General features: G+C 28.8%; 25 protein-coding genes. 13 read left to right on the top strand and 12 right to left on the bottom strand.

Annotated elements, in window-relative coordinates; genetic code table 11:
• The first annotated feature begins 27 nt into the window (after positions 1 to 27).
• Together L988_RS09930 and glsA are read left to right on the top strand one after the other, a co-directional pair.
• Positions 28 to 708 (top strand): hypothetical protein, encoded by a 681-nt coding sequence (locus tag L988_RS09930; RefSeq protein WP_047383869.1) that lies wholly within the window; start codon positions 28 to 30, stop codon positions 706 to 708.
• A 128-nt stretch (positions 709 to 836) separates the two neighbouring features.
• Positions 837 to 1751 carry a glutaminase A gene (gene glsA, locus L988_RS09925; protein WP_047383868.1) on the top strand — a complete coding sequence of 305 codons (915 nt, stop codon included), beginning with the start codon at positions 837 to 839 and terminating at the stop codon, positions 1749 to 1751.
• Between the two features lie 31 nt (positions 1752 to 1782).
• Here the strand turns inward: glsA and L988_RS09920 are convergent, their stop codons facing one another.
• The 6 genes from L988_RS09920 to L988_RS09895 all read right to left on the bottom strand — a co-directional run bounded on the left by L988_RS09920 (position 1783) and on the right by L988_RS09895 (position 8701).
• A complete protein-coding gene (locus L988_RS09920; protein ID WP_052191798.1) occupies positions 1783 to 2676 on the bottom strand; it encodes a pectinesterase family protein in 894 nt (297 codons plus the stop codon).
• A 24-nt stretch (positions 2677 to 2700) separates the two neighbouring features.
• Positions 2701 to 4191 carry a UxaA family hydrolase gene (locus L988_RS09915; protein ID WP_047383867.1) on the bottom strand — a complete coding sequence of 497 codons (1491 nt, stop codon included), beginning with the start codon at positions 4189 to 4191 and terminating at the stop codon, positions 2701 to 2703.
• A 32-nt stretch (positions 4192 to 4223) separates the two neighbouring features.
• A complete protein-coding gene (locus L988_RS09910; protein ID WP_047383865.1) occupies positions 4224 to 5750 on the bottom strand; it encodes a glycoside hydrolase family 28 protein in 1527 nt (508 codons plus the stop codon).
• Positions 5751 to 5762: 12 nt separating this feature from the next.
• On the bottom strand, positions 5763 to 6629 hold the full coding sequence (locus L988_RS09905; RefSeq protein ID WP_369798252.1) for a carbohydrate ABC transporter permease: 867 nt from the start codon (positions 6627 to 6629) through the stop codon (positions 5763 to 5765).
• A 66-nt stretch (positions 6630 to 6695) separates the two neighbouring features.
• Positions 6696 to 7574: a carbohydrate ABC transporter permease gene (locus L988_RS09900; RefSeq protein ID WP_047383863.1), complete on the bottom strand. Its 879-nt coding sequence runs from the start codon at positions 7572 to 7574 to the stop codon at positions 6696 to 6698.
• Positions 7574 to 8701, bottom strand: a complete 1128-nt coding sequence (locus L988_RS09895) for a glycoside hydrolase family 105 protein (RefSeq protein WP_052191797.1) — start codon at positions 8699 to 8701, stop codon at positions 7574 to 7576. The genes L988_RS09900 and L988_RS09895 overlap by 1 nt, the downstream gene beginning before the upstream one ends.
• 231 nt (positions 8702 to 8932) lie before the next feature.
• Here L988_RS09895 and L988_RS09890 point away from each other — a divergent pair, with 231 nt between their 5' ends.
• Positions 8933 to 9625: a GntR family transcriptional regulator gene (locus L988_RS09890; RefSeq protein WP_047383861.1), complete on the top strand. Its 693-nt coding sequence runs from the start codon at positions 8933 to 8935 to the stop codon at positions 9623 to 9625.
• Positions 9626 to 9652: 27 nt separating this feature from the next.
• Here the strand turns inward: L988_RS09890 and L988_RS09885 are convergent, their stop codons facing one another.
• A complete protein-coding gene (locus L988_RS09885; RefSeq protein WP_047383859.1) occupies positions 9653 to 10987 on the bottom strand; it encodes an MATE family efflux transporter in 1335 nt (444 codons plus the stop codon).
• A gap of 189 nt (positions 10988 to 11176) precedes the next feature.
• On the opposite strand from L988_RS09885, the gene L988_RS09880 reads away from it, so the two are divergent.
• From L988_RS09880 to L988_RS09860, 5 genes are all read left to right on the top strand, one after another.
• Positions 11177 to 12451: an ABC transporter substrate-binding protein gene (locus tag L988_RS09880; protein ID WP_047383858.1), complete on the top strand. Its 1275-nt coding sequence runs from the start codon at positions 11177 to 11179 to the stop codon at positions 12449 to 12451.
• Between the two features lie 27 nt (positions 12452 to 12478).
• On the top strand, positions 12479 to 13777 hold the full coding sequence (locus tag L988_RS09875; protein WP_047383856.1) for an ABC transporter substrate-binding protein: 1299 nt from the start codon (positions 12479 to 12481) through the stop codon (positions 13775 to 13777).
• A gap of 14 nt (positions 13778 to 13791) precedes the next feature.
• Entirely contained in the window at positions 13792 to 15492 is a 1701-nt protein-coding gene (locus L988_RS09870) for an exopolygalacturonate lyase (RefSeq protein WP_047383854.1), read from the top strand.
• 11 nt (positions 15493 to 15503) lie between these two features.
• Complete coding sequence (locus tag L988_RS09865; protein WP_081982954.1) at positions 15504 to 16346, top strand: sugar phosphate isomerase/epimerase; 843 nt, start codon at positions 15504 to 15506, stop codon at positions 16344 to 16346.
• Between the two features lie 66 nt (positions 16347 to 16412).
• Complete coding sequence (locus tag L988_RS09860) at positions 16413 to 17363, top strand: hypothetical protein (RefSeq protein WP_047383852.1); 951 nt, start codon at positions 16413 to 16415, stop codon at positions 17361 to 17363.
• 72 nt (positions 17364 to 17435) lie between these two features.
• On the opposite strand, the gene L988_RS09855 is transcribed toward L988_RS09860, so the two are convergent.
• A complete protein-coding gene (locus L988_RS09855; RefSeq protein WP_047383851.1) occupies positions 17436 to 17810 on the bottom strand; it encodes a hypothetical protein in 375 nt (124 codons plus the stop codon).
• Positions 17811 to 17971: 161 nt separating this feature from the next.
• Here L988_RS09855 and L988_RS09850 point away from each other — a divergent pair, with 161 nt between their 5' ends.
• Positions 17972 to 18619 (top strand): diphthine--ammonia ligase, encoded by a 648-nt coding sequence (locus L988_RS09850; protein ID WP_047383849.1) that lies wholly within the window; start codon positions 17972 to 17974, stop codon positions 18617 to 18619.
• Positions 18620 to 18776: 157 nt separating this feature from the next.
• Positions 18777 to 19973, top strand: a complete 1197-nt coding sequence (gene gltS / locus L988_RS09845) for a sodium/glutamate symporter (RefSeq protein ID WP_047383847.1) — start codon at positions 18777 to 18779, stop codon at positions 19971 to 19973.
• Between the two features lie 46 nt (positions 19974 to 20019).
• Here the strand turns inward: gltS and L988_RS09840 are convergent, their stop codons facing one another.
• Entirely contained in the window at positions 20020 to 20427 is a 408-nt protein-coding gene (locus tag L988_RS09840; protein ID WP_047383846.1) for a hypothetical protein, read from the bottom strand.
• A 302-nt stretch (positions 20428 to 20729) separates the two neighbouring features.
• Here L988_RS09840 and ybaK point away from each other — a divergent pair, with 302 nt between their 5' ends.
• From ybaK to L988_RS09825, 3 genes are all read left to right on the top strand, one after another.
• Positions 20730 to 21203, top strand: coding sequence for a Cys-tRNA(Pro) deacylase (gene ybaK / locus L988_RS09835; RefSeq protein ID WP_047383889.1), 474 nt, complete (start codon positions 20730 to 20732; stop codon positions 21201 to 21203).
• 19 nt (positions 21204 to 21222) lie between these two features.
• Positions 21223 to 22251 (top strand): AEC family transporter, encoded by a 1029-nt coding sequence (locus L988_RS09830; protein WP_047383844.1) that lies wholly within the window; start codon positions 21223 to 21225, stop codon positions 22249 to 22251.
• A gap of 312 nt (positions 22252 to 22563) precedes the next feature.
• Positions 22564 to 23145 carry a YdcF family protein gene (locus L988_RS09825; protein ID WP_197053963.1) on the top strand — a complete coding sequence of 194 codons (582 nt, stop codon included), beginning with the start codon at positions 22564 to 22566 and terminating at the stop codon, positions 23143 to 23145.
• On the opposite strand, the gene L988_RS09820 is transcribed toward L988_RS09825, so the two are convergent.
• From L988_RS09820 to L988_RS09810, 3 genes are all read right to left on the bottom strand, one after another.
• Positions 23132 to 23608: a D-Ala-D-Ala carboxypeptidase family metallohydrolase gene (locus L988_RS09820; RefSeq protein ID WP_047383842.1), complete on the bottom strand. Its 477-nt coding sequence runs from the start codon at positions 23606 to 23608 to the stop codon at positions 23132 to 23134. The genes L988_RS09825 and L988_RS09820 overlap by 14 nt on opposite strands.
• Before the next feature lie 105 nt (positions 23609 to 23713).
• Positions 23714 to 24526 (bottom strand): EAL domain-containing protein, encoded by an 813-nt coding sequence (locus L988_RS09815; RefSeq protein ID WP_047383840.1) that lies wholly within the window; start codon positions 24524 to 24526, stop codon positions 23714 to 23716.
• A complete protein-coding gene (locus L988_RS09810; RefSeq protein ID WP_047383838.1) occupies positions 24523 to 26025 on the bottom strand; it encodes a helix-turn-helix domain-containing protein in 1503 nt (500 codons plus the stop codon). The genes L988_RS09815 and L988_RS09810 overlap by 4 nt, the downstream gene beginning before the upstream one ends.
• Positions 26026 to 26106 lie beyond the last annotated feature (81 nt).

Below are 26106 nucleotides of genomic sequence, written 5' to 3'. Positions count from 1 at the left end.
AAACTAAATTTAATCTTGGAGGTTTTTATGATTTTTGGTGAAAAAATTAAAATCAATTTTGAAAATATAGAGAACGGAACTAAGCTAACTATTTCAAATTTTCCAAAAGGAGTTACTATTACAGCTTTAGATTTTGGAAAAGATTTAGCTAAAAGGACTATGGAAGGATATTCTCCAAATCCACTTGAAGAGATTGATGTTATATCTGGTATAAGTGAAGAAACTACTACTGGTGAAGATATCACTTTCATATATACTCACGGAGATTTTATCTCTAGTATAATTCTTGTTGGAGCTCTTTGTAAAAAACTTCTTCAGTCTATTCCAACTGTCACTCCTCTTGAAATTGGCGGAATTTTCCATGGAGAAAAAAATGAAGCCTATATCAGAGTTGCTATTCAAAAGATGGTTATTACAAATGATGCACTTGGAAGCTCTCTTGAAATAAATCTTCCTTTCAATACAAACATGAATCTATTTAAAAATAGATTTTCTAATATAGCTTTCTCTTTAATTCCAGAAGTTCAAGCTATACAATTTGGACTTGGAACTGCAATATCTAAAAAAGCTAACTCTAATTTAGGTACAATCCCTAAAAGAGTAGAGGTTTCTTTTGCCCCTCATGAAGAAAGTAAAATTCCTGCTTTAGCTCTTGTTTACGATATAGTTTTTGAAAGTCTAGCAGTATTTACTTTAGTTAATTTATAAATATTTTATTATATAATAAACAAATTTTACTGTATTTTCATATTGAAAGAATATATTTTACTTCTTATTCATAATAAAGGTATTATAATCATATATATCGTTAAAATACAGTACTTTAGGAGGAAAAAATGCAAAAACTTCTTAATGATTTAATTGAAAAACATAGAGTAATCACAGAACAAGGAAAAGTAGCAAGCTATATACCTGAATTAGAAAAATCTAACCCTAGGGATCTAGGAATATATGTCTTAGATAATGATGGGAATGAGTATTTTGCAGGTGATTATAATGTTAAATTTACTGTTCAAAGCATATCTAAAGTTGTAGCTTTAATGTTAGCTATTTTAGATAATGGCGAGGAATATGTTTTCTCTAAAGTTGGAATGGACCCTAGTGGTGATCCATTTAATTCGTTTAGAAAACTTGAGACTTCTAGTAGAAGAAAACCATATAATCCAATGATAAATGCTGGTGCTATCGTTGTTTCTTCTATGATAAAAGGTGATGATGCTAAGCACAGATTCAACAGGCTTCTTGAATTTTTTAAAAAAATAACGGAAGACCCAACTTTAGAATTAAATCCAAAAGTCTATTTAAGTGAAGCTGAAACGGGAAATAAAAATAGAGCTATGGGTTATTACTTAAAAGCTGAAGGAATAATCACTGGAAATGTTGAGGATGCTTTAGAAATATATTTCAAGCAATGCTCGATTGATGTTACAGCTAAAACAATTGCTAAATTAGGATTATTCTTAGCTAATGAAGGTAAACTATCTAATGGTGAACAAGTCGTTTCAGAGCGTGTAAGTAGAATAGTTAAAACTCTTATGGTTACATGTGGAATGTATGATAACTCTGGTGAGTTTGCCGTTAGAGTTGGATTGCCTTCTAAAAGTGGTGTTGGTGGTGGAATTGTATCAGTTGTTCCCCATAAAATGGGAATTGGAGTATATTCACCATCTCTAGATCAAAAAGGAAATCCTATAGCTGGAGTTTCTCTACTAGAAGAGCTTTGTTCTGAACTTAAATGTAGAATATTTTAAAAAAATGGATGGACCATAGTGTCCATCCATTTTAAATATCCCAGTCTTTAAATATACTTTTTTTACTATAACTTTCTAAATTTTTTTCTTCTAACAACCTTCTTTTAGAGTTTAAAATATTTCCTTCACCTCTGTTGTTATATTCAAAGAATCTTGCATCATCAGGAGAAAATCCAGACATCGAATCCCATCCTAAATCTCTTATATGACCTCCTAAGTTTGAGTTCATAACCACAGCACTTGGATTATATCCCTCTCTTTTCCCAGGATGCCAAGGTCTTCCTATAAAAATAGTATTTTTTTCTCCATCACTTACAAAGTTACAATTATCAAATATATATCCAATCTCTTCTGTTTCTAATGTTGAAGGTGCCATTACATACCCTACACCAGTTTCTCTAGGTATCGAATATATTTCACAATTTTCAAAGTAAGCATGTGCTCCTCCAAATATAAAATCAACATTTCCTTCTATATAGCTATCCCTATAATACTGTCTTCCCCTATTTGCATAAAGAGTATCTTGAAAACCTAAAAAATCACACTCTTCAAAATAAGATTGATCTGCATCATTTTTTAGGGCTACTGCTTGCTTATTTTTTAAATCTGAATTTGGATAATCAAACTCATTTTTAAAAACTATTTTTTTAGCTGTGAATCCCTTTCCATTTTCAGTTATTGTCACAGATGCACTTCCTGTAGTTCCGTATGTTTTTTCTGGATTTTCCCTCATTATTGTTCCTGAAGCATCATCCCAAACCAAAATTACCTTTCCTCTTTCTTCACCAATCAAAGTAATATTTGGCTTATCAATAACAATTTTCTCTCTGTATATACCATTTTTTAAATATATTGTTGCTTGTTCTTGTTGAATGTTATTTATTACATTTTGAAGACTATAACTATCATCGATCTGTATTAACACTTTATCACATCCCACATCTTTTATTTAAAGAGTTACTCCATTTTTAAAAATAGCAATCTCTTTAAAATTATTTAATTCGTTATTAGTTTTTTTCCCCTCAACAACATCGACTATATAATCTATAAACTCATCCGCTAGATTTTTCATAGTGACATCCTCATTTAGTAATTTTCCAGCATCAAAATCTATCCATTTTGGCTTCTTTTTAGCTAATTCACTATTTGTTGATATTTTTACCGTTGGAATAAATCCACCATAAGGTGTTCCTCTTCCTGTTGTAAATAACACAATATGAGATCCTGCAGCTCCTAAAGCTGTAGTTGCTACTAAATCATTTCCTGGAGCCTCTAATAAAATAAGACCTCTTTCTTTTACAACTTCACCATATTTTAAAACATCTTGAACTTTTGAAATACCAGATTTTTGAGTACACCCCAAAGATTTATCTTCTAGTGTTGTAATTCCGCCCTCTTTATTTCCTGGTGATGGATTCTCATAAATACATTGATCATATGATATGAAATATTTTTTAAAATTGTTAACCATATCTACAGTTTTATTAAAAACATTCTCTGTCACACATCTTTCCATGAGTAAAGTCTCCGCTCCAAACATCTCTGGAACCTCTGTCAATATAGTAGTTCCATTATGTTCTACTAGATAATCTGAAAACTCTCCTACAAGAGGATTAGCTGTAATTCCAGAGAAACCATCAGACCCTCCACACTCAAGTCCAATCACTAGTTCTCCAAACTCTTTCTCAACTCTTTCCTCTGATAAAATATTATCATATAACTCTTTTAGCAATTTTATTCCATCTTCAATCTCATCTTCAACATCTTGAGCTATTAAAAATCTAACTCTAGTAGAATCATACTCTCCTAAAGTTTCTTTAAACTCCTTCACCTGGTTATTTTCACATCCCAATCCAAGAACTAATACTCCTCCTGCATTTGGATGTTTGACTATATTTTGTAAAATTGTTCTAGTGTTGATGTGATCCTCCCCAAGTTGAGAACAACCGTAATTATGTTTGAAAATATTTAAGCCATCAAGACTCGATATATCAAATTTTTTCTTAAACTCATTTATTATATTCTCTCCAACTCCATTCACACAACCAACTGTTGGAACTATCCACAATTCATTTCTAATACCAATTTTATTATTTTTTCTTGAGTAAACCTTCACTTTTCTAGATTTATTTTTTTCTAAATCAAAATCATTTAAATTAGAATATGAGTATGTATCTAAATCACTCAGATTTGTTTTCAAATTATGAGTATGAATCCATTCACCAAGTTCTATTTTTTTTAAACTGTGACCTATAGGCATCCCATATTTTATTATATTTTTTCCACTTTCAATAGTTTCTATCGAAAATTTATGACCTTTTTTTATGTCCTCTTTTATCTCTATTTTTTTTCCATCTATCTCTACATTTTCGCCCTTAGAAATAAAACATAAGGCAACACCTACATTATCTTTTTTATTAATTTTTATATACTTTTTCATATTGCCCCTCTTTTAAAGCGTTTAATTTTATCTTAATCTCTTATTTTCTGTCCAGTATTACCTGTTATTTCCACATTTTCAAAAATTATATTTTCTGAATTCTTTATAATAAATCCTGCTTTAACCTCTTTTTCAATAAAAGACATCATAGCTGGATAATCCTCTTCAATTTCATCTTCTGTAAACTTGATATTGATATTTTTAAACTTTATATTCTCAATAGGTTTTTCCGGTAGTCCATATAAAAATCCGGCACAAACCTCTGTATTTTCACATTCAATATTTTCAAAAACTAAATTTTTTATATGTGGAGTCCCTTTATCTATTGGTAATTTTTCCTTTGAATAAACATACTCCGTCTTTCCATCCGGATCACAAAAATAAAATGAATTAAATACAAACGGCACTTTCACTTTATCCATGTATACATCTCTCACTGTTATTCCATCAACTACCCCAGTTTCTCCTCTTCCTCTTCTAGTTTTCACCCTAATTCCTTTGTCAGTTTTATAAAAAATACATTTCTCAATCACTATATTTTTTACTCCTCCAGACATCTCGCTTCCTATTACAACTCCTCCATGTCCATATTTCATATGGCAGTGCTTTATTATAAAGTTCTCTGATGGAGTTTTCAATTTTTCACCTAAATATAATTTTCCAGATTTTATAGCTATACAGTCATCTCCTACAGAAAAATCTATTCCTAGATATTCAACATTTTTACAAGATTCTGGATCTATTCCATCTGTATTTGGTGAATCAGCTGGATTTTCTATTTTTAAATTTATGAATCTTAAATTCTCACAAAAGAAAGGATGAACCGTCCATGAAGGCGAATTCTTTATTGTTATTCCCTCTAATACAACATCTTTACAGCTATTTAAAAATATTGATCTTGGTCTCCAAGCTCCTCTTCTAACTTTTGGATTTTCCCACCAATTCTCTTTAGAAGCTTGCCCATCAATAATACCTTCGCCCAATATTTTTACATTCTGAACATTGATTCCTGTTATTATAGAAGAGAAACTATCTAATGGATTTCCCTCCCAAGTTCCTAAATAGTATTCTTCATCTTTTTCATTTTCAATAAATCCTGGTAAAATTCCAAAATTTTTTCTTACTGTGTCTCCTAAAATTTGAGCACCTCTAGCTAATTCTATAGTTATATCACTTTTTAAAAATAGAGATGTAACTAAATATTTTCCTGCAGGAATAAAAACTCTTCCATTTTTAGGACAAGACATAATTGCTGTTTGTAAAGGAAGAGTATCATTTGATACTCCATCCCCTTTAACACCAAATTTTTTAACGTTAAGAGTAAAACTCTCAATCGCTGTTTTGAACTCTTTCGTTAGAACTTGATTATCTTCTTCAAAAATTTCTAAAATATAGTTCGTATCTGGTTCTAAATTGTAAATACTGTTTACCACTTTTTCAACTGTAAAGATTCTATCTCCAATTTTTGCAGTTAATTTTCTTTTTAAATAAAATTTATCCTCGTTATCTATTACAAATGTTATACTTCTTGAATTTATTAGAGCTATATTTATGTTCATACTTCTCCCCTTTTATCCTTTTACTCCTCCAGCAGATATTCCATCAACAAAGTGTCTTTGTGCAGCAAAGAATACAAGCAATGAAGGTGTTAATCCTATTATTGACATAGCTAAAATCTGATTCCAGTTCACGTTACTACTTACATCCATAGACATTTTTAGTGCAAGTGCTACTGGGTATTTCTCTACACTTGATAAATAGATTAAAGGTCCCATAAAATCATTCATCGTCCACATAAATTGGAATAAAGCTACAGAGATTATTGCTGGTTTTAACATTGGAACCATAATATAAACCAATGTTTGTAAAGGGTTACATCCATCTACACAAGCAGCCTCTTCTATCTCTTTAGGCAATCCTCTGATAAACTGTATAAGCATAAATACGAAGAATGTATCTGTTGCAAATGCTGCTGGTACAAATAGCGGTAAATATGTATCAAGCCATCCAAAGTTTTTATACATCAAAAATTGTGGAATTCTTAAAACAACATTTGGAAGCAATAGTGTTGAAATTAAAATTCCAAATAAAATCTTCTTTCCTGGAAACTTAAATCTTGCAAAACCATAGGCAGTCAAAACAGCTGAAATTATTGTTAAAACAACTTTTGGAATTACAATTTTAAATGTGTTTAAAAAATATGTTGCAAATGTATATTCCGTTGATGTTTTCCATCCGTTTACATATCCTGTGAAATCAAATTTAAAATCTTTTGGAATAAAACCTATGCTTGTAAATATATCCGCATTTGTTTTGAATGATGCTCCTAATAACCAAATTAAAGGATAAAGCATTGCAATTCCAACTACAGCTAATATTGTGTATCTCATCCCTAACTTCATTGTTGCTATAATTGCTCTTTTCTTTGCTCTAGCCAAATTTTCTTTTCTTATCTCTTCTGTTATGCTTCCTGTTGATATATTTTTATTAATATTTTCCATTTTTTACTCCTCCCCACTATCAGAGTAGTGTACCCAATATTTTTGACTTCTAAACGAAAATAGTGTAAACACCATAATTATCATAAATAATATCCACGATATAGCCGATGCATATCCCATTTGATAATAATTAAATGCATTGTCATATATTAATAGTGGTAATAGTTTAGTTGAATTTAGTGGTCCTCCTCCTGTTATTATGTATGGCCCATTAAACTCTTGGAAGGCTTGAATTAATTGCATTATGAAGTTAAAGAATATAACTGGAGAAATCATAGGAATAGTTATGTGGAAGAACATCATCGTTTTTGATGCCCCTTCAATTCTTGCAGATTCATATAACTCTTCTGGAATATTTTTCAATGCAGCTAAGAAAATTACCATTGCTGATCCAAATTGCCAAGCTCTTAAAAGACTAACTGTGAATAGAGCATACTTAGGATCCCCTAACCATGATATTGATTCAAATCCTAGTGATCCTATTATTATATTTATCAATCCTTGATCCGAAAATAGAAATCTCCACAAAACAGCAATTGCCACACTTCCACCTAAAATCGATGGAATATAGTAAGCTGTTCTAAAGAAATTTATCCCTTTTAATTTATAGTTAAGTATATTTGCTATAAATAGTGCAAACGCAAGTTTTATTGGAACTGTTATAAATACATATTTCAATGTATTAGATAAAGTTTTTATAAATAATGGATCATTGAAAAGCTTAATATAGTTTGAAAGCCCTATAAATTTTGGAGCACTTAATAGGTTATAATTAGTGAAACTTAACCATAATGAAGATATAAATGGATAAGCTGTAAATACTAAAAATCCTATTATCCAAGGTGCTATAAATAAATATCCATTCATTTTTTTGCTTCTCATTATTCATCACATCCCTTTATTTTATCTAGGTATAAATATTCACTATATGCCATCAAGAATATTCCACTACCTTTAACATCATCTTTTACAACTGGCTCTGAAAGATAATATTCATAACTTCCATCTCTCTCTTCTCCTCCAAATCCACCTAGTCCTGCAACTAAACATATTCCACCTAATGTCAATTTACCATCATCTTTTTCCTCTAGATACTCTTTGCAAATTCCCTCAAAAGATTTTTTTCCTATTTCAGCATATTTTTCACTGATATACCCTAATCTTGCTCCCTTCATCATAGAATAAGCAATCATTAGACTTCCTGAAGTTTCCAAATAATTTCCTTTTTCAGTTTGCTTATCAACAACCTGATACCACATATCTTTTTCTAAATCTCTATATTGATCTATTCCTCTTATAGCTTCTTTAAATAGAATTTGAAGTCCTCTATATTCATTAAATATTTCTTCTGACATATATTCAAGAGTATCTACCATCGCCATTAAATGCCATCCAATTGCTCTCAACCAGAAATTTTTAGAAAGCCCTGTTTCCGGAACAATCCAACTACATTTTTTTGCAGTATCCCACCCATGATAATGAAGTTTTTTATTTTCATCAAACATATTTTCTCTAACATTTACAAAATGTTTAAATATATCTGAGTAATTTCTTTTTCCATTAAATTCCGTTTCATATCTTATATAAAATGGTTCAACCATATATAATCCATCTAACCAAACTTGATTTTCATATCTTTTTTTGTGCCAAAAATTTCCTTGAGCAACTCTTGGATGATCTAATATCTGATCATGAAGTTTCTCAATAGCCTTTCTATACTTTTCATCTCCTGTAAACTTATAAACATCAAATAAAACTTTCCCCGCATTTATATTATCTATATTAAATTCTGTTTTTTCATAACCTTTTATAACTCCATTTTCCCCAATAAATACATTCAGATAGTTATAAATAAAATCTAAATATTTTTTATTCTCTGTAGCTTTATATAGTAACATTGCCCCCTGTAATAGACATCCGTCTTCATAACACCACTTCCCTTTATAGGGTTCATAGCTTTCTAAATAATCAGCAATGTACTTTTCTGACCTTGATTTTATACAATCCATTATGTTACCTCCCATAATTATTTTACACTAGTATCCTAGTAAACATTTTGAAAAAAGTCAAGACTTTTTTATTTTAAAAAAGGTTTTTTTGTTTTTATATGGAAACTTATGTCTCTTTAATGTAAAACATTCGTTGTAAACAGATTGTTTTTATGTTTATTAATATTTTGCACATTTTAATATTTCTGGTATAATAAATTAGAATATAAAGGAATCTTCCGGAGGTGTGTTTTGAATTTATCAAAAGTTAATCGTCAATTTGGCGAAAATACAAAAAACTTTATATATAGAGTTTTAAAAACAAATATAATGATCCTTAATATAAAACCAGGAACTGGAATTAGTGAATCTGATATTGGTGAAACTCTAGGAGTTAGTCGAACTCCTATAAGAGAATCTGTTGTTAAACTTTCAGAAGAAAGACTTATGGATGTTTATCCTCAAAAAGGATCTTTTGTTTCTTACATAGATTTGAAGCTAGTTGAAGAAGCATTTTTTATGAGAAAAATTGTTGAAAGAGAGGTATTAAAATTAGCTACTCTCAATTTCTCTTCTCAAGCTATTAAAGAGCTCGAAAAAAATCTAAAATTTCAAAATATTATTGCTCAAATCGAAGAGGATCACACAGAACTATTCTTTTTAGATAATGAATTCCACAGAATTATCTATAAAGAGGTGGGAAAAGAAAGAGTTTGGGAAGCTGTTCAATCTTTGAGTACGCACTACGATCGTGTTAGATTTTTAGATGCGATTGAAAAAACAAATCTTGTTCCTACGCTTGACCAACATAAAGAGATTATCAATATTATTAAAAATGGTGAAACTGATAAAGTTGATGCTATGATTGATAAACATCTCTCAAACTTTAAAAATAAAATTGGATATCTTATAGAAAAATATCCAGATTATTTTCTAAAAAATTAAAAAAATCCGCAAATTAAGCGGATTTTTTTATATCTTTTTCTTCCAATCAACTTTTCTATAAAGAAGAAACGCAAATATCAATGCAAATAAATTACTAAATAACATTGAATACCAAATTGAGAATTCATTTAATTTTAAAACTCTTTCAAAAAGTAAAATAAATGGAACTCTAAATAACCAAACTCTTCCAAAATGTGCATACATTCCAAATTTTGTGTGCCCAGTACCCTGAAATACAGCTGCTATCGATTGAAATATTGCCCACGGAATAACACTCACTAGCATTATTTTAAGATAATTCATGGAGTGTCTTTTTATCTCCAAATCTCCTGTAAAAATATCTATCACCGGATTTAAAATTAAAAATAATATAATTATCGACACTGAACCTATCACCAAGCCTAAAATTATCCCTGCCTTTAAAACCGTTTTAGCCTTTCTTATATCACCAGCTCCAACATTCTGTCCAACTAAAATTGCAACTGCAGTTCCTATACCATTGATTAAAACATATACAATATTATTTATTCTATTTCCAACTCCGTATGCCGCTAAAACCTCAGTTCCATATTTAACAACAAATATATTTATAATTATAAAACTTAATGAATTTGTTATAGTTGTTAAGGAAGAGGGAACTCCTAATTTTACAATCCTAAAAAATATGTCTCTTTGAATTTTAAAAAATATTTTTCGAATCTCTTTTTTATAATTCAATTCATAAATACAATATAAACCTAATAATACATTTGCTATAAGAGTAGCTATTCCTATTCCATATAAACCCATTTTTAATCTGTTTACAAAAATGGAGTTTAAAATTATATTTACAATTGTTGATGCTGCTACTAGATATAGTGGGTAAATACTTTTTCCTTTTGAATTTTTTATGGTTATATAGGTTGAAATTATAAATGTAAAAGGGATAGTCAAGAATATAAATCTGATATAAATTCCACTTTTTTCTAATAATTCCCCTTCTGCTCCTGACACTCTTAAAATTTGATTACAAAATATAAAAGATAAAATCATTATTATTATTGAGACAGCTATATTTATACTTAATAATTGGCTATTGATTTTGATAACATCTTTTTTTCTTCCTTTTCCAACCAATTGACTTATGATTATTCCTCCACCTATCGCAAATCCACTTCCAGCTCCTATTATCATTTGAGTTATTGGACTTGTAAAAGAAGAGGTTGCTAATTCAACTCCACCTATTTTTCCCATATAATAGGAATCTGCTAAATTATATAAATTTTGTAAAAAATTGGATAGAATAATTGGTCCTGCTAAAAAAAATAATTTTTTATAATCACTCCATCTCACTTTGTAAACTCTCATAACTTCTTCGCTCATATGATGTTCCTCCGATTGTTTCATACCGTTTTAGAACTGTTTTTCAAAAAAAACATAATAAAAATTTGACTTTTCCAATTTTTTGAGGTATGTTTTAAGTGTAAGCACATTTAAACTTGTATCCTAGAATGTTAACATACTACAAAGCAAGTTTCAATTATTTTTTTTATAATACGGGAGGTAAGGTTTATGGATTTTAAAAAATTACTTTTATTAAGTTCTGTTGCGATAGGTATGGCCTATCCTACAATGACTTTAGCTAATTCTAAAGTTGTAAACTTAAAAATGTCTTGGTGGGGCGGAGACGATAGACATAAGAGAACTTTAGAAGCACTAAAACTGTTTGAAGAAAAGCATCCTAATATTAAAGTTAGAGGGGAGTATGGTGGTTGGAGTGGTTGGCAAGAAAAAGTAACTACTCAAATTATTGGAAATACTGCTCCTGATGTTATGCAAATAAACTGGAACTGGATTGATCTTTTCTCAAAAGATGGAACTGGTTTCTATGATTTAAATAAACTTTCAGATACTATCACACTTAGTAACTATAGTACTGATATTCTAGAACAATGTAGTGTTAATGGAAAACTAAATGCTATTCCTGTTGGAATGACTGGAAAAGTATTTTATATCAATGAAACAACATATTCTAAAGCTGGTTTACCAGTTCCTAAAAACTTTGATGAGATGATCTCTTCTGCGAAAGTAATTAGAGAAAAATTAGGAAATGACTACTATGCATTTGATACTGATGCATACGGTGCTCTTTTATTAATGCTTTATAAATTAGAGCAAGAAACTGGAAAGCCATTCATAGTTGATAATAAAGTTGCTTACTCTGAAGCTGAAGTTATTGAAGCTGTTAAATTCTACAACAATCTTGTTGAACAAAATGTTTTACCTTCATTGAGAGTTAGAGCCGCTGCTGGATTTATTCCTTTAGATCAACACCCTAGCTGGATTCAAGGAAAATATGCTGGAACTTACGAGTGGGATAGTTCAGCTCAAAAATGGCAAGATGCTCTTGAAGGTAATCAAAAGCTTGTTCTTGCAGATTTCCCAACAGAGTTCGGACCTAACAAATCTGCATTTAACAAAGTATCTATGGCATTCGCTATAAAAAAGAATACTAAACATCCTAAAGAGGCTGCAACTCTTATAGAATTCTTAACAACTGATCCTGAAGCAGTTAAAATTTTAGGAACATCTAGAGGAATTCCATCTAACAGTTCAGCTGTAGCTACTTTAGAAGCAAGTGGACAACTTACAGGATTAGCTTTTGAGGCAAACAATGCCGTTAAAGAGTTTGCTGGTAAAGGAATTCATCCTCTATTTGAACATAAAAAATTAAATACAGATTTAAGAGGGGTTATTGAAAATCTTGGATATGGAAAATCATCAGTTGAACAAACAGCTAAAGATATAATCACAACAACTAATCAATTTTTATCAGAAAATCAATAAGAAATTTCATTTATAAGGAGAATGTCTATGAGTTATAAAAAAGCAATTTTTCTATCATTAACAGCGTTATCAGTTTTTACCGCATGCAATAAAGATAAAGAAAATACTGCCTCTACTCCTGCTAACAATCAAGAAGTTACTTTAAGAGTTTCATGGTGGGGTGGAGACGATAGACACAAAAAAACTTTGGAAGCTTTAAAGCTATTCGAAGAGAAACATCCTAATATAAAAATAAAATCTGAATATGGTGGATGGCAAGGCTGGCAAGAAAAAATAACTACCCAAATGGCCGGAAATATGGCTCCAGATCTTATGCAAATAAACTGGAACTGGATTAATATTTTCTCTAAAAATGGAGATGGTTTTTATAATTTAAACGACCTTAGTTCCACAATAGATTTAAATCAATATGATAAAAATATTTTAGAACAATGTATTGTAAACAACAAACTAAATGCTATTCCTTATGGAGTTGCTGGAAGAGTATTCCTTTATAATAAAACTACATATGATAAGGCTGGTTTAGCTTTACCAAAAAGTTTCGAAGATATTATTAACTCAACAAAGGTTATGAAAGAAAAGTTAGGAAATGATTACTTTGGATTTGAAGTTGATTATTATGGTGCTCTTCTTTTAATGCTTTATAAACTTGAACAAGAAACTGGAAAACCTTTTATTGTAGATAATGCTGTTGCATATACACCAGAACAGATAAAAAATGCAGCTGATTTCTATCTAAATCTAGTAAATACTAAAACTATACCTTCTTTAGAAGATAGAGCTGCAGCTGGAAATATTCAGCTTGATCAGCACCCTAGCTGGATTGTTGGAAAATTTGGCGGAACTTACGAGTGGGATAGTGCCTCTCTTAAATGGAGAGATTCATTAGAAAAAGGGCAAGAGTTAGTCGTTGGAGAGTATCCAAAAGATTTCGGACCTTATAAATCAGGCTTCTCTAAAGTTTCAATGGCATTAGCCATCAATAAAAATACTAAACACCCTAAAGAAACTGCTCAGTTATTAAACTTCTTAGTTTCTGATCCTGAAGCAGTTAAAATTCTTGATGTTTCTAGAGGGATTCCAGCTAACGCATCTGCTATCTCTACTTTAAAAGAAAATAACTTACTAGATCCATTTATACTAGAAGCTAACAATAAAGTTATTGAATTTGCTGGTAAAGGAATTCACCCTTTATTTGAGCATAGACAATTACATGCAGCTATTAAAGATATTGTTGATAAACTAGGTTATAAACAAATCTCATCAGATGAAGCTGCTAATCAATTAATTTCTGTAACAAATAATTTCTTAAAAGAAAATAATTAGGAGGAAATTAAATCATGACAAAAGCTTTAAAGCTTTCAATTTTTCTGGGGCTATCAACTTTAGCCCTAGCAAAAGTTGAATACTCTCAAAATGATAAAACTAGATTAGACAGTGTTGAAACATTTTATAACAATATTCTTAAAGACGGCAGAAGTAAAACAAATCCAACTCCATTAATTGCTGATGGAATAAATATTTTAACTAAAGAACCTGTTGAATGGATATACCCTAATGGAGACAAAGTAAAAATATCAAATTTTGCAAATCAACAAAATTTTTTAAGAACACTCCTTATCTTATCTGAAGTTACTGGCGATTCAAAATATAAAGATACAGCAATCGATACTACAAAATATTTCTTAGCTAATTTTACTGATAAAAATGGCCTTTACTATTGGGGAGGTCATAGATTTGTAAACTTAGATACTCTCAAATTAGAAGGACCTCAAGATAAAAATCAAGTTCATGAACTAAAAAATCACTTTCCTTATTATGATTTTTTATATGAAGTTGCCCCTCAAAATACAAAACAATATATTACTGCTTTTTGGAATGCTCATGTAGAGGATTGGGAAACTTTAGATATGGGAAGACATGGAAGTTATAGTAAAAATCTAGATATGGAGATTTTTAAAAACAATACACCTAAAGATATTGTTGATCCCTCTAAGTTGCCTATCTTACCAGAAACAAAAGGATTAACATTTATTAATGCTGCATCTGATTTAGTATATTCAGCTTATACCTTAAACAGTTTTGAAAATAATCCATATATGATTAATTGGGCAAAAACTCTTTTAAAACAATTTGAACTTGCTAAAAATCCTAAAACTGGTGCACCTGTCTATCAATTCTCTTCTCCAAAACAAAGAGAGTGGCCACCAAAATCTGATTCTGATACTAACTCTAAATTCGGAGATAGAGCTTTCAGACAATTTGGTCCTGAATTTGGGGATATTGCCAAAGAGGGGAATGCACTTTTCAAAGGAAATGCAAAAGCTATTGTTGTTGACAACGCTTTAGTTTTAACTGAAATCTATAAAAAAACTGGGGATAAAGATCTATTAAATTGGTCTGTTGATACACTTAAAAACTTCTACAAAGTTGCTTTTGACTTTGAAACTGGAGAGATTAAGCCTATTTGGAATGACGGAACTGATTTAACTGATTATGTTTTAGTTAGAGATGGATACTATGGTAAAAAAGGTTCTAAGCTTACTAGAACAAAGCCAACAACTGAAGAATATCCTTTAGCGCTTATTAGGTCTTATGAAGTTTCTAAAGATGGCGATCTTTGGAATTTCGCTAGAGGAATGGTCAATAAAACATTTAATTTAGGAGATATTGGAACCCCAGATGGAAAAAATATCAATCTTGATTTAAATACCAAAAATGCATCACCTTACGCTATTTTCTTAATGACTGATCTTTACAATATCACAAAAAATGATAGCTATTTAAAAATAGCAAGAGTTATTGGAGATAATATCGTAAGTACTAAATTTAAAAATGGATATTTTGTTGAGAATGCAAACTATCTAAACTCTAGAGTTGATTCTCCTGAAGCACTAGCACTTGTTACTTTAGATGCTACTTTAAAGGGAAAAGAAAACTCTATTCCTAAATATATTACAAGTGGCGGATATATCCACGGTGAACATATTGAAGGAAACTCTGTATATGATAAAAATGTAATTTATAAAAAAACGATTTAGGAGAAATAATTATGATGAAAGTGGGAATTAGAGCTCACGATATGGGAAACTACAATTTAGAGAATTTCTCATCGCTTTTAAAAAAAATAACATCACTTGATGGACAATGTATGCAACTAGCTTTGGGGAAATCTTTTATTGATTTTAAAGTTTCAAAAGAAAATCTTAATACTGATTTAGCTGGTTTTTTAAAAAATAATCTAACTGAAGAAAAAGTTAGACTTTCTGTTTTAGGCTGTTATATCAATATGGGAAATCCAGATAAGGAAAAAAGATATGCTGATATTGAAAAATTCAAATATCATCTTGATTTTTCGAAAAATTTTGATAACTGTCTTGTTGGAACTGAAACTGGTTGTCTAACAACTGACTATACTTACACACCTTTAAATGACTCTGAGGAAGCTTTCAATACATTCTTAGATACTTTAAAAGAGATTGTTAGTTATGCCGAAAAAACTGGAACATTTGTTGGTATTGAAGGAGTTAAAAAAGATATTATATGTACTCCTGAAAAAATGGATTTAGCTCTAAAGGCCGTTCCTTCTAAAAACCTAAAAGTTATATTTGATCCAACTAACTATTTAGATATTACAAATTTTCAAAACCAAAAAGAGATTATTGAGAAAGCTTTTGAGCTTTTCTCTGACAAAATAGAAATCATTCACCTGAAAGATTTCTTAGTAGAGGATAATCGTCTTAAAGTTGTTCCTATCGGTCATGGGAACTTCGATATTAAAACTCTTTTAGCTTGTATAAAGAAATATAATGTGGACGCTGATATTCTTCTTGAAAATTCAACTCCTGAAACAGCTAAAGAGTGTATTAAGTTTATAAACGAATCAAACATATAAATAAAAAAGATTAAAACAAGATTAACTATTTAGTTTTCATTAAAATAAAAAAAGGGGGAGACTTAAATGTCCAAAAAAATTATTTTATTATTAGCTAGTATTTTATCTGTTGGTGCTTTTGCACACACAATCGAGTTCGGTTTCGAAAATGAGCAGTATGATAGTAAGTATAATACTTCCGATGTATTTATGCCTTACGTTAGTGGTAGTATTACTCCAGAAGGATCAGCTTTAAAGCTTGATTTCAAGTATCTGTATCAAGATCAATATGGAAGAGAAAGACATACTGATTCAAGTAAAAAGTTTAAAACAAAAAGAGATAGATTTGAATTATTTGCAAGTGGGTATAAGTACAACAACGGAAACTTCACTCTAACTCCTAAAGTTGGATTTAGATATGAGCAGTGGGCTATTGATGGCACTAGTCCCTATAGCCAAGCAAAAAGATATTTAAATCTAAGATTCTATCCTGATATGACATATAAATTGTCTGACTCTACAAATTTATATTTAAGTGGATTTACTGGTCCTGCTTTTGCTGAAGTAGACAAAAAATCAAGATTAGAAGAAACTGGTTCTGAAACTTATTATGGTGACTGGTATCAAGAAGTTCAATTATTAGGAATCAGACATAGATTCTCTAACAAAGACTCTGTATGGGCTTCTATTTATAATGAATATAAATATGTTGAACACTCTTCTGAATATATGCGTTGGCAACTTAGAGTTGGATACAATATGAATCTAACTGATAAATTAGTTGTTGGTCCTTTCGGAAGATTTGACTTACATTATGAAGAAGAAAGTCTTAATAAAAGTAAGCCTTCAGAATATAAAAAAATTAAAGATAAGGATGAAACAAGAATCGGTACAACATTCAATTATAAAGTTGATTCTAGTTTAACTGTAGTTGGAGAAATTTATTGGCAAACAGCTCTAGATCAAAAATATGGTTCTTCAGCTTCTTCTGATAAAGAAAGAATGTTCTACAAACTTGGTTTAAGAAAATCATTCTAGTATAAATTTTCATAAAATTCCCGCCCTCAAAATAAAGAGATCCTCGTACTAAATAGTACGGGGATCTTAATTTTAATGAACTATTTTCTTTCCGTTTTCTTGCCCTTCTTTTCCTAAAAGATGCGTTTTTTTATTAACCGCCATCTCTGCATATTTTGCTAAAATTGCTGGTAAATCTGAATTTTCTACTAAATCAACATATGCTGGATCATCCGCTAATTTTGCAGCTACTTTATATTTTTTTTCACTTTTTACATCTATTTCAAAATCACCACTGAACTCTCCATATATAGGATTTAGTTTTGGTTCAATCTCTTTTACTAGATCTGCTACAACCATAGAAAATATTTTCTTTACCTCTTCAACTCCCTGTGCTTTAGACATTCTAACCTTATACTCTCCCCAATATTTAGAATCTACCTCTGAAAATGATTTTTTGTATCCCATTTTTTACCTCCTCAACTCTAGTTTTTACAGGTTATCTATCCCTATGTACTCCATTTTTAAGTCACTTCCTTTTTTCTTTTATTTTTTTAAATTCCTCTTGTTTTTATACTCTCAATTATCTATAATATTGTAATGATAGATTAAATTTTCCGGAGGATTTTATGGGTATAAAAGTTGTAGTTTCTTTTAGCGGGGGTAAAGATAGTACACTGTCTTTACATAAAGCGATTTCACTTGGGTATGAACCCATCGCTCTCATGACAACAATAAATAAAAATAACGGTGAATCTTGGTTCCACGATATTTCAATAGAACTTTTGAAACAAGTTTCATCTTCTACAAGCATTCCTCTTTTGATTGTTGAATGTGAAGGTAATAACTATGAAGAAACATTTGAGAATGCATTAAAAAATATGAAAACATTGGGAGCTGAAGCTTGTATTTTTGGTGATATAGATATAAAACATCACAGAGAGTGGGGAGAACAAAGATGTAAAAATACTGAATTAGATGCTATTTTTCCTCTTTGGCAAAAAAATAGAGAAGAATTAGTTAAGGAATTTATAGATTTAGGTTATAAAGCTATTATCAAAAAAATAAATTTAAAAAATTTAAATACAGATTTTTTAGGAAAAACTCTTACACATGATCTTATTGAAGAAATTAAACTGACTGGTTCAGATGTTTGCGGAGAAAATGGTGAATATCACACTTTTGTTTACGATGGTCCAATCTTCTCCAAGAAAATTTTATTAAAAAATACAAAAAAAATTATAAATGAGAACACTCTATTTTTGGAGCTTTTTTAATTAACTATATATAAAATATATCAATTATACATTTCGTATATGACAAATATACAGCATAAATATGCTGTATATTTTTTTTATATTTGTATACTTAACAATGTTTTTGTACAATAAATATAACAAAATGTTTCAAATAAATTCTTCAAGGAGGAAGTTTATGTTCACACACACATTTAACATGGCAGAAACTTTGGCTATAGCAGTTTGTTTATTATTAATTGGAAGATGGATTAAAAATAAAATTTATTTCTTTGAAAAATTTTTTATTCCCGCTCCTGTTATAGGTGGAGTTATTTTTTCAATTTTTTCTTTAATAGGATATAACTCTCAACTCTTTGTTTTTAATTTTGATGGATCTTTAAAAGATCTTTTAATGGTTGCATTTTTTACTACAATTGGATTTTTAGCTAGTTTAAAAATGTTAAAAAAAGGAGGAGTACAAGTCTTTACCTTTTTATTAGTTGCAGTTATTCTTGTAATCATTCAAAATGTAGTTGGTGTATCTCTGGCTAAAGTTTTTAACTTAAATCCACTTATTGGTATTGCTGCTGGATCTGTTCCACTTACTGGTGGGCACGGTACATCAGGCGCTTTCGGACCTGTTTTAGAAGCTGCTGGAGCTACTGGTGCTATGTCAGTTTCTATTGCCTCTGCTACATTTGGTCTAGTTGCTGGATGCCTTATCGGTGGCCCTGTTGGTAAAAAATTAATGCTTAAACATAATCTTTCTTCTCCAAAAGAAGAGGAATTTATTCTTTCTGAAGATGAAGTTTTAAATGAAGACAAACTTAATTTGAATGAAGATTTACTCTTTAAAGCTATTGTTTATATAGTTCTAGCTATGGGAATTGGTGGATTCGTAACTCCTTTAGCCAAAAATTTAGGAATTGTTCTTCCTGTGTATATAGGTCCTATGATTATTGCTGCGATCCTTCGTAATATCACTGATGCTTATAAAGTTGAGATTCCTTTAAGCGCTATTAATACTGTAGGAAATATCGCTCTTCAACTTTTCCTAGCAATGGCTCTTATGTCAATGAGATTGTGGGAATTAGCCGCTTTAGCTGTTCCTTTAGTAGCTATTCTTTTAGCTCAAAAAATAGTAATGGCTCTTTATGCATATTTTGTAACATTTAGAATGATGGGTAAAGACTATGATGCTGCGGTTATGGCTGTAGGTCATTGTGGTTTTGGAATGGGTGCAACACCTAATGCTATGGCCAATATGGAGTCTTTTACAGCTGCTAACGGTCCTTCTCCAACAGCTTTCTTTGCATTACCTCTTGTTGGATCTTTATTTATTGATTTTGTGAACGCTTCAATTATAACTATTTTTATTAATATGTTATCATAAACAAACATAATAAAAGGAGAGCTTATTAAACTCTCCTTTTATTGTTTTATTGATTTATTACTATTCTAGTTCCATCTGCCATCTCTAAAATTTGACTTCTTTGATCTGAATAGATAATTCTTGCTCGCGAACCACCTCTAGAATTATATCCTTGATTATAATTTTGCTGAACAGGTCTTGGATTTTCATATAAATATCCTGGAGCACCCACATTTGAATACTTTCTATTCGCATTCTCTATTACAGCCTGTCTTTCATATCCTCTACGAATCTGCGTGTCTAATCTTCTTAAATCTTGTTGATGTCTATATTCACTTTGGTTGTATTGCGATCCTAGTATTAGAGCAGATCCAGTTACTATAGCAGCCCTTGTACCACCATCTAATCCTCCCCACCAACTAGAATAGCTCAATGACGACATTAAAAGCAGTAACGATAGTATAGCTTTCTTCATCTTTATCACTCCTTAAATTTTGATAACATATTATAAATCGTTTTACAGCAAAAAGCAACTTTTGTATATTTTTTTCACTACATACTATGATATAATCTAAATTATATTTTTTTTATTTTAAGTAACTAGACAACACATATGGACAATTATAAAATTTTTATTTTTGGCCATTATTGATGTATAATTATTTAATCAATATCTTTGTCATACTTTATAATTCTAGAAAACATAAACACTTCTATTATATATACAATAGAAGTGGATAAAAAATAAATTTAAAACTAAAAGGAGTTAAGATGGCCATAAAGAAAACAAATGCTATGAGAGAGCTTGACAAAGCTAAGATAAATTACGATATTATCGAATATGAAATTGATGAAAATGAATTAGGAGCAATCAACGTAGCATCAAAAACAGGAAATGATATAACAAAAGTTTTTAAGACATTAGCACTTACAAATGATAAAGATGATCTTTTTATAATATGCATCCCAGGTAGTGATGAGGTTGATTTAAAAAAGGTTGCTTCTATTGTAAATTCAAAAAAAGTTGAAATGCTTGAACTTGCTAAATTAAAAGAAAAAACTGGATATATTAGAGGAGGATGTTCTCCTATAGGCATAAAAAAGAGACATCTTTCTTTAATTCATCACAGTTGTATAAATAAGGATTTTATCTTTATCAGTGGAGGACAAAGAGGTTTACAAATAAAAATTAATCCAAATGATCTAATAAAATTTCTTAAAATGGAAGTTTCTAATCTTATAATAGAATAAATAACAGGAGTGAAAATCAATGAATACAACAAACATACTTATATCTATACTATCAGATCAAAATATAATTGGAGTTATGTCTTCTTCAATCTCTATTATGGTTTTAGGTTTTTATTTAGGAAAAACAGAAAAAATTAAAAGTTATTTCTCTATACCTTTAGGAGAAATAATATTATCTCTTTCTATTCCTGCATTATCATTCAATGCTTTTATGAAAGATTTTGATAAAACTACATTTGCAAATGGCTTAAATATTTTAATCTGGAGTATCCTTATTCATTTAACTCTAATTTTAACGGGAAAATACTTCTTCAAAAATTTAAATTCTGAAAAGCAACTTACATTAAAAATGATGACAGTTTTTGGTGGGATAACTGTATTTGGAATCCCTATTGTGCAAGCTCTTTATGGAGATTTGGGAATAATTTACTCCTCAATTTTTTCTATTCCATACAGAGTTTTGCTATATTCATATGGATTTATTAAAATGTCCGGTATTAAAATGGATAATAAAAATATAAAATCTATGCTATTAAATCCAGTTATTTTAGCTACTTTTATGGGATTGTTTATATGGATCTTTCAAGAGTATCTTCCTCAAGTAAACATAAGTGGACAAAAATATGCTTTTTTGAGAATTGACAAAACTGCATTTTGGATATATAAACCACTAAGTTTCCTCGCAGGCTTATGCTCTCCGTTGTCTTGGTTAGCAGCTGGACTTAAATTATCTGAATTATCAATCAAAGAATCATTTAAAAACTCTATCGCTTGGCAATTTTCAATTATAAAAACAATATTTATTCCTATTCTTACTTTGGTTGTTGTCTATGTTTGTAATTTATTCGGTATCTTATCTCTTTCTAAAGAAAGTTTAGGTGTTATCATTATTATGATGGGGACACCCACAGCTTCAGTTATTATAGCCTATTCTTTAAAATATAATCGTGAACCTCTTGTTACATCAAGCTGTTCTCTTTTATCTACAATATTTAGCTTAATAACAATACCTACCTTAGTAGCCTTCTTAAACTTTCTAAAATTCTAAAGGGTTGTCCTCTATTATATTAGAGGACATTTTTTTTATACCCCTTTCTATTGTATAGATCATTTTATATAAATATGACCACTTATGCTGTAAAAAAAATAAAAATAATGCTAAAATATCTTTAAATATTTATAGGAGGTTATCATGATTTTTTTTAAGTTCTTATCTCATTTTATTATTCTTTGCTCTTTTATACTTTATAAACAAAAATTTCCGTCATCATTTTTTATAAATATTTTATTCTTTATATATCTACTAAGTTGTTTCTATTTTTATTTCATTTCAAAACAAACCAAATTTATAAGAAATTTTGTGAAATTAAGCGCTCTTATTTTTACAGGAGTCTTTTTATTTACTTTAGGAATAATTATCTCTGATATAAACAATTCTAAATATAGCGAACTTAAAAATGAATATGTTATAATTTTAGGCGCTGGTTTACGTGGCACTCAGCCTAAAAATATCTTAAAATATCGATTAGATGCGGCTATAAAGTATTACCAAAAATATCCAAATACAATATTTATAGTATCTGGTGGACAAGGTAAAGATGAGATTATAGCAGAAAGTGAAGCAATGAAAAAATATCTTTTAAAGCATTCTATCTCTAGTAAAAATATTATTGAAGAGAACAAATCAAGCACAACTCTAGAAAATCTTTTATTTTCTAAAAAACTGATTCCTCAAAACTCTACATCAATAGGAGTAATTAGCAATGATTTCCATATGTATCGTGTTAAATTTTTTGCTAAAAATATAGACTTTAAATTAAACCCAATCTATGCAAATACACCTAACAGAAGTAAGGTCAGCATGTTTCTTCGAGAAACCCTTGCTGTAATATATCATAAAGTAAAAATGACCATTTCAAAATGGTCATTTATCTTATTATAAAATATTGTTTTCGTTCTTGACGTTTAGATTTTTTGAAACTTATATGAACTCTATTTTGCCTAGGATAAAAAATAAGTTGATCATAACTCACTTTTGCTCTGTCTAATTTTCTTTTAATATCTTTAGCATTTCCATTTATTTTAAAATCAACTGCTAAACCTTTTTGATGATATGAATTTCCACTTCCTTTTACTCTTTTATTCAATTTTTTATTTCTATACCAACTTGTAACATAAACTCTAGTTCTTAAGGCTTTTCTAACTTCATCCATTCTTTGGGCTGTATAAACTATATTTTTGTATTCAGAATTATTTGGAGTATTTTTAATCCCATATTTTCTAGCTATAGCACTATCAGTTGCTTCTTTGAATGTAAAATACTTTGAAATCTTGGAGTCTCTCCTAGATGTAGATGAGCACCCCATACACAATAACAAAATAAATAAAATCATTATTTTTTTCATATTTTTCTCCTGCTGTATATTTATTTTAGTAACACTTATCTTAAGTTATAACAGGTATTTTTATATTTTTTCAAGTTTTTTCTATTAATTTAACAATATTGTTTGTTATAATATAAACTTTTCTATCAAATCTGGTTTTCCAATTAAATAACCTTGGGCATGATTAATATTTTGTTTTTTTAAAAATTCTAATTGGGATTCTGTTTCAACACCTTCAGCAACTATACATAATTCTAAAGAGTTTATTAATTTTATCAAATTTATATAAATAATCTCTCCTTTTTTTATATTATAATTATCAAGAAGAGATTTATCAATTTTCACTTTAGAAATAGGAGCTAATGCTAATAAATTAAAGTTAGAAAACCCTGCTGTAAAATCATCTAATGAAACATCTAATTCTAACTCTTTCAATTTTATTATTTTTTCTAAAAATAAGTCCAAATTTTTTATTAAAATAGTTTCTGTAATCTCTACTTCAAAATATTTTCCCTTCAGATTATATTTTTTCAACAATTTAGTTACTTCAAAAATGAAATCTGAACGTTCTAATGTTTTTATTGAAACATTAAATGAAATCTTTATCTCCAAATCCTTATTTTTATTTAATAATTCTGATATCAACTTCATATTTAATTCCATAATTTTATAATCTATTTTATGTATCAGATCAAATTTCTCAGCTAATGGAATAAAAAAAAGTGGTGAAATAATCTTGTTTTTATACTCAATTCTAGCCAACGCTTCAAATTCTGAGAGGGAATTATCCAATAGATTTAATTTTGGTTGATACAAACAAAATAACTCTTTTAAATCTTTTTTCAGTAAAGATTTAATTTGATATTTATGTCTTTTTTCTTCTATACATTTAAATTTTTTTATAATAAAATTAAGTACTGTTCTTGCTATATGTTTCATACGATCTCCAATTTGAATGAATCAAATATTTTATCTAATATTAAAAAAATATATGGTATAATAACGATTAATTTAACACTAACTAAAAATTCAAATTTTTTTAAATTAATATGTTCCTCTCCCATGTAACAAACCTTTAAAATATTTTCACGCTCCAAATTAGGTCGAATATTAATATAAATTATATAGTCATAAGTTTTATTAATATTTATTACATTACAATACGATTGAACACTTATTTTCAAGTAATCAAAATTTTGTTTGAGTAATTTTTTCAATTTATTTCCCAACCATAAATTTAGACTTTTATCTATTAATAAAATATTTTTTAAATTAATCTTTAATGATTTATTTCTATTTTTTATATCTATAAGATAATTATAAAGCTGATAAATATCTTCATCATACAGTTCTGAATAATAATTATTTATAATTATTTTAAATCGAACAAATTTTTCATCATAATTTTCAATATTTAAAAATAAATAATCTGAAAGAACATATCTTTTTTTAAATATTGATGTTGTTATTAATGTATTTATTGTAAATTTTTCTTGAAACTCAATTTTCATATTAAATAAATCTTGGATTTCATTAATAAATAACGAAATATTAATTAATGTATCATAAATATTTTTTGAGTTAAATAACTCTTTATCACTGGAACATAATATATATATTAATGGATCGAAATTTTTTAAATCCACTAAGTTTATTTTTTGAGATTCATATACTATCATTTCATATTTTTTAAATATTTTAAGAGGTATATTAGATTTTATTATATCTAGATTTTTAATGCTTTTGTTACATACACTTGAATAGATTAATGACGCTACTAAACTATTATATTGATAGAAGTTTGGTATATAGTCTAAATAAAAAGTGATTTTTTTTATAAAAAAATGAAACTGTTCTATCTGTTCATTTAAAATATAACTTTTTAGATATTCTCCTAATTTATAGTTTGTAATAGAAGAATAAAGATTATTGTCACAAAAATCTAAGCTTAATATTTTTGTAAAAAACTCAATAGAAAATCTAAAGATATCTTTTTCACTTCCTATAATTTCCGTTCCTTTCCATTTAAAACTAAGAATTGATAGATTAAAATTTTTCAAAATCTTTTTTACAAATTTTATATCAGTATAAATTGTTATTTTTGTAACATTCAATGTTTTTGAGATTTCTGTTAGATTTATTCTACGCTCGATTATTAATTTTATCAGTATATAATCTATTCGTACACTTCTTTCCGATGTAATAAGTGGGAGATTCTCTAAATAATTATTTATCTTACCATAATTCACAATAGAATATTTATCATTTTCTTTTTCTAATTTTGAATTCATAGAAATTTGTAAAAATCGATCTATACAACGAATATGATTTCTAGCTTGAATATAACTAATTCCAAAAAATTTAGAAATCTCCTTCAAATCTAATTTCTGATTATTTAATAATTTTTTTAACATTTGTAATTCGATCAATCTTAACATGAGTTTCTCCTTAATAAATCATGGTATTAAGTCAAGTTTTTAAACATAATTTTATAAATTATGCAACTTGTTTCTGATAAT

Source organism: Cetobacterium sp. ZWU0022, from assembly GCF_000800875.1.
Taxonomy (GTDB): domain Bacteria; phylum Fusobacteriota; class Fusobacteriia; order Fusobacteriales; family Fusobacteriaceae; genus Cetobacterium_A.
This window is presented reverse-complemented; position numbering and strand designations above follow the sequence as displayed.

What these genes read in the sequence shown, in the direction of transcription:
- L988_RS09815 (WP_047383840.1), bottom strand. Translation starts at nt 24,526, where the DNA reads ATGAAACATATAGCAAGAACAGTACTTAATTTTATTATAAAAAAATTT.
- L988_RS09810 (WP_047383838.1), bottom strand. Translation starts at nt 26,025, where the DNA reads ATGTTAAGATTGATCGAATTACAAATGTTAAAAAAATTATTAAATAAT.
- L988_RS09860 (WP_047383852.1), top strand. Translation starts at nt 16,413, where the DNA reads ATGTCCAAAAAAATTATTTTATTATTAGCTAGTATTTTATCTGTTGGT.
- L988_RS09865 (WP_081982954.1), top strand. Translation starts at nt 15,504, where the DNA reads ATGATGAAAGTGGGAATTAGAGCTCACGATATGGGAAACTACAATTTA.
- L988_RS09855 (WP_047383851.1), bottom strand. Translation starts at nt 17,810, where the DNA reads ATGGGATACAAAAAATCATTTTCAGAGGTAGATTCTAAATATTGGGGA.
- L988_RS09830 (WP_047383844.1), top strand. Translation starts at nt 21,223, where the DNA reads ATGAATACAACAAACATACTTATATCTATACTATCAGATCAAAATATA.
- glsA (WP_047383868.1), top strand. Translation starts at nt 837, where the DNA reads ATGCAAAAACTTCTTAATGATTTAATTGAAAAACATAGAGTAATCACA.
- L988_RS09870 (WP_047383854.1), top strand. Translation starts at nt 13,792, where the DNA reads ATGACAAAAGCTTTAAAGCTTTCAATTTTTCTGGGGCTATCAACTTTA.
- L988_RS09820 (WP_047383842.1), bottom strand. Translation starts at nt 23,608, where the DNA reads ATGAAAAAAATAATGATTTTATTTATTTTGTTATTGTGTATGGGGTGC.
- L988_RS09910 (WP_047383865.1), bottom strand. Translation starts at nt 5,750, where the DNA reads ATGAACATAAATATAGCTCTAATAAATTCAAGAAGTATAACATTTGTA.
- L988_RS09840 (WP_047383846.1), bottom strand. Translation starts at nt 20,427, where the DNA reads ATGAAGAAAGCTATACTATCGTTACTGCTTTTAATGTCGTCATTGAGC.
- L988_RS09880 (WP_047383858.1), top strand. Translation starts at nt 11,177, where the DNA reads ATGGATTTTAAAAAATTACTTTTATTAAGTTCTGTTGCGATAGGTATG.
- L988_RS09930 (WP_047383869.1), top strand. Translation starts at nt 28, where the DNA reads ATGATTTTTGGTGAAAAAATTAAAATCAATTTTGAAAATATAGAGAAC.
- L988_RS09875 (WP_047383856.1), top strand. Translation starts at nt 12,479, where the DNA reads ATGAGTTATAAAAAAGCAATTTTTCTATCATTAACAGCGTTATCAGTT.
- L988_RS09895 (WP_052191797.1), bottom strand. Translation starts at nt 8,701, where the DNA reads ATGGATTGTATAAAATCAAGGTCAGAAAAGTACATTGCTGATTATTTA.
- gltS (WP_047383847.1), top strand. Translation starts at nt 18,777, where the DNA reads ATGTTCACACACACATTTAACATGGCAGAAACTTTGGCTATAGCAGTT.
- L988_RS09915 (WP_047383867.1), bottom strand. Translation starts at nt 4,191, where the DNA reads ATGAAAAAGTATATAAAAATTAATAAAAAAGATAATGTAGGTGTTGCC.
- L988_RS09850 (WP_047383849.1), top strand. Translation starts at nt 17,972, where the DNA reads ATGGGTATAAAAGTTGTAGTTTCTTTTAGCGGGGGTAAAGATAGTACA.
- L988_RS09900 (WP_047383863.1), bottom strand. Translation starts at nt 7,574, where the DNA reads ATGAGAAGCAAAAAAATGAATGGATATTTATTTATAGCACCTTGGATA.
- L988_RS09885 (WP_047383859.1), bottom strand. Translation starts at nt 10,987, where the DNA reads ATGAGCGAAGAAGTTATGAGAGTTTACAAAGTGAGATGGAGTGATTAT.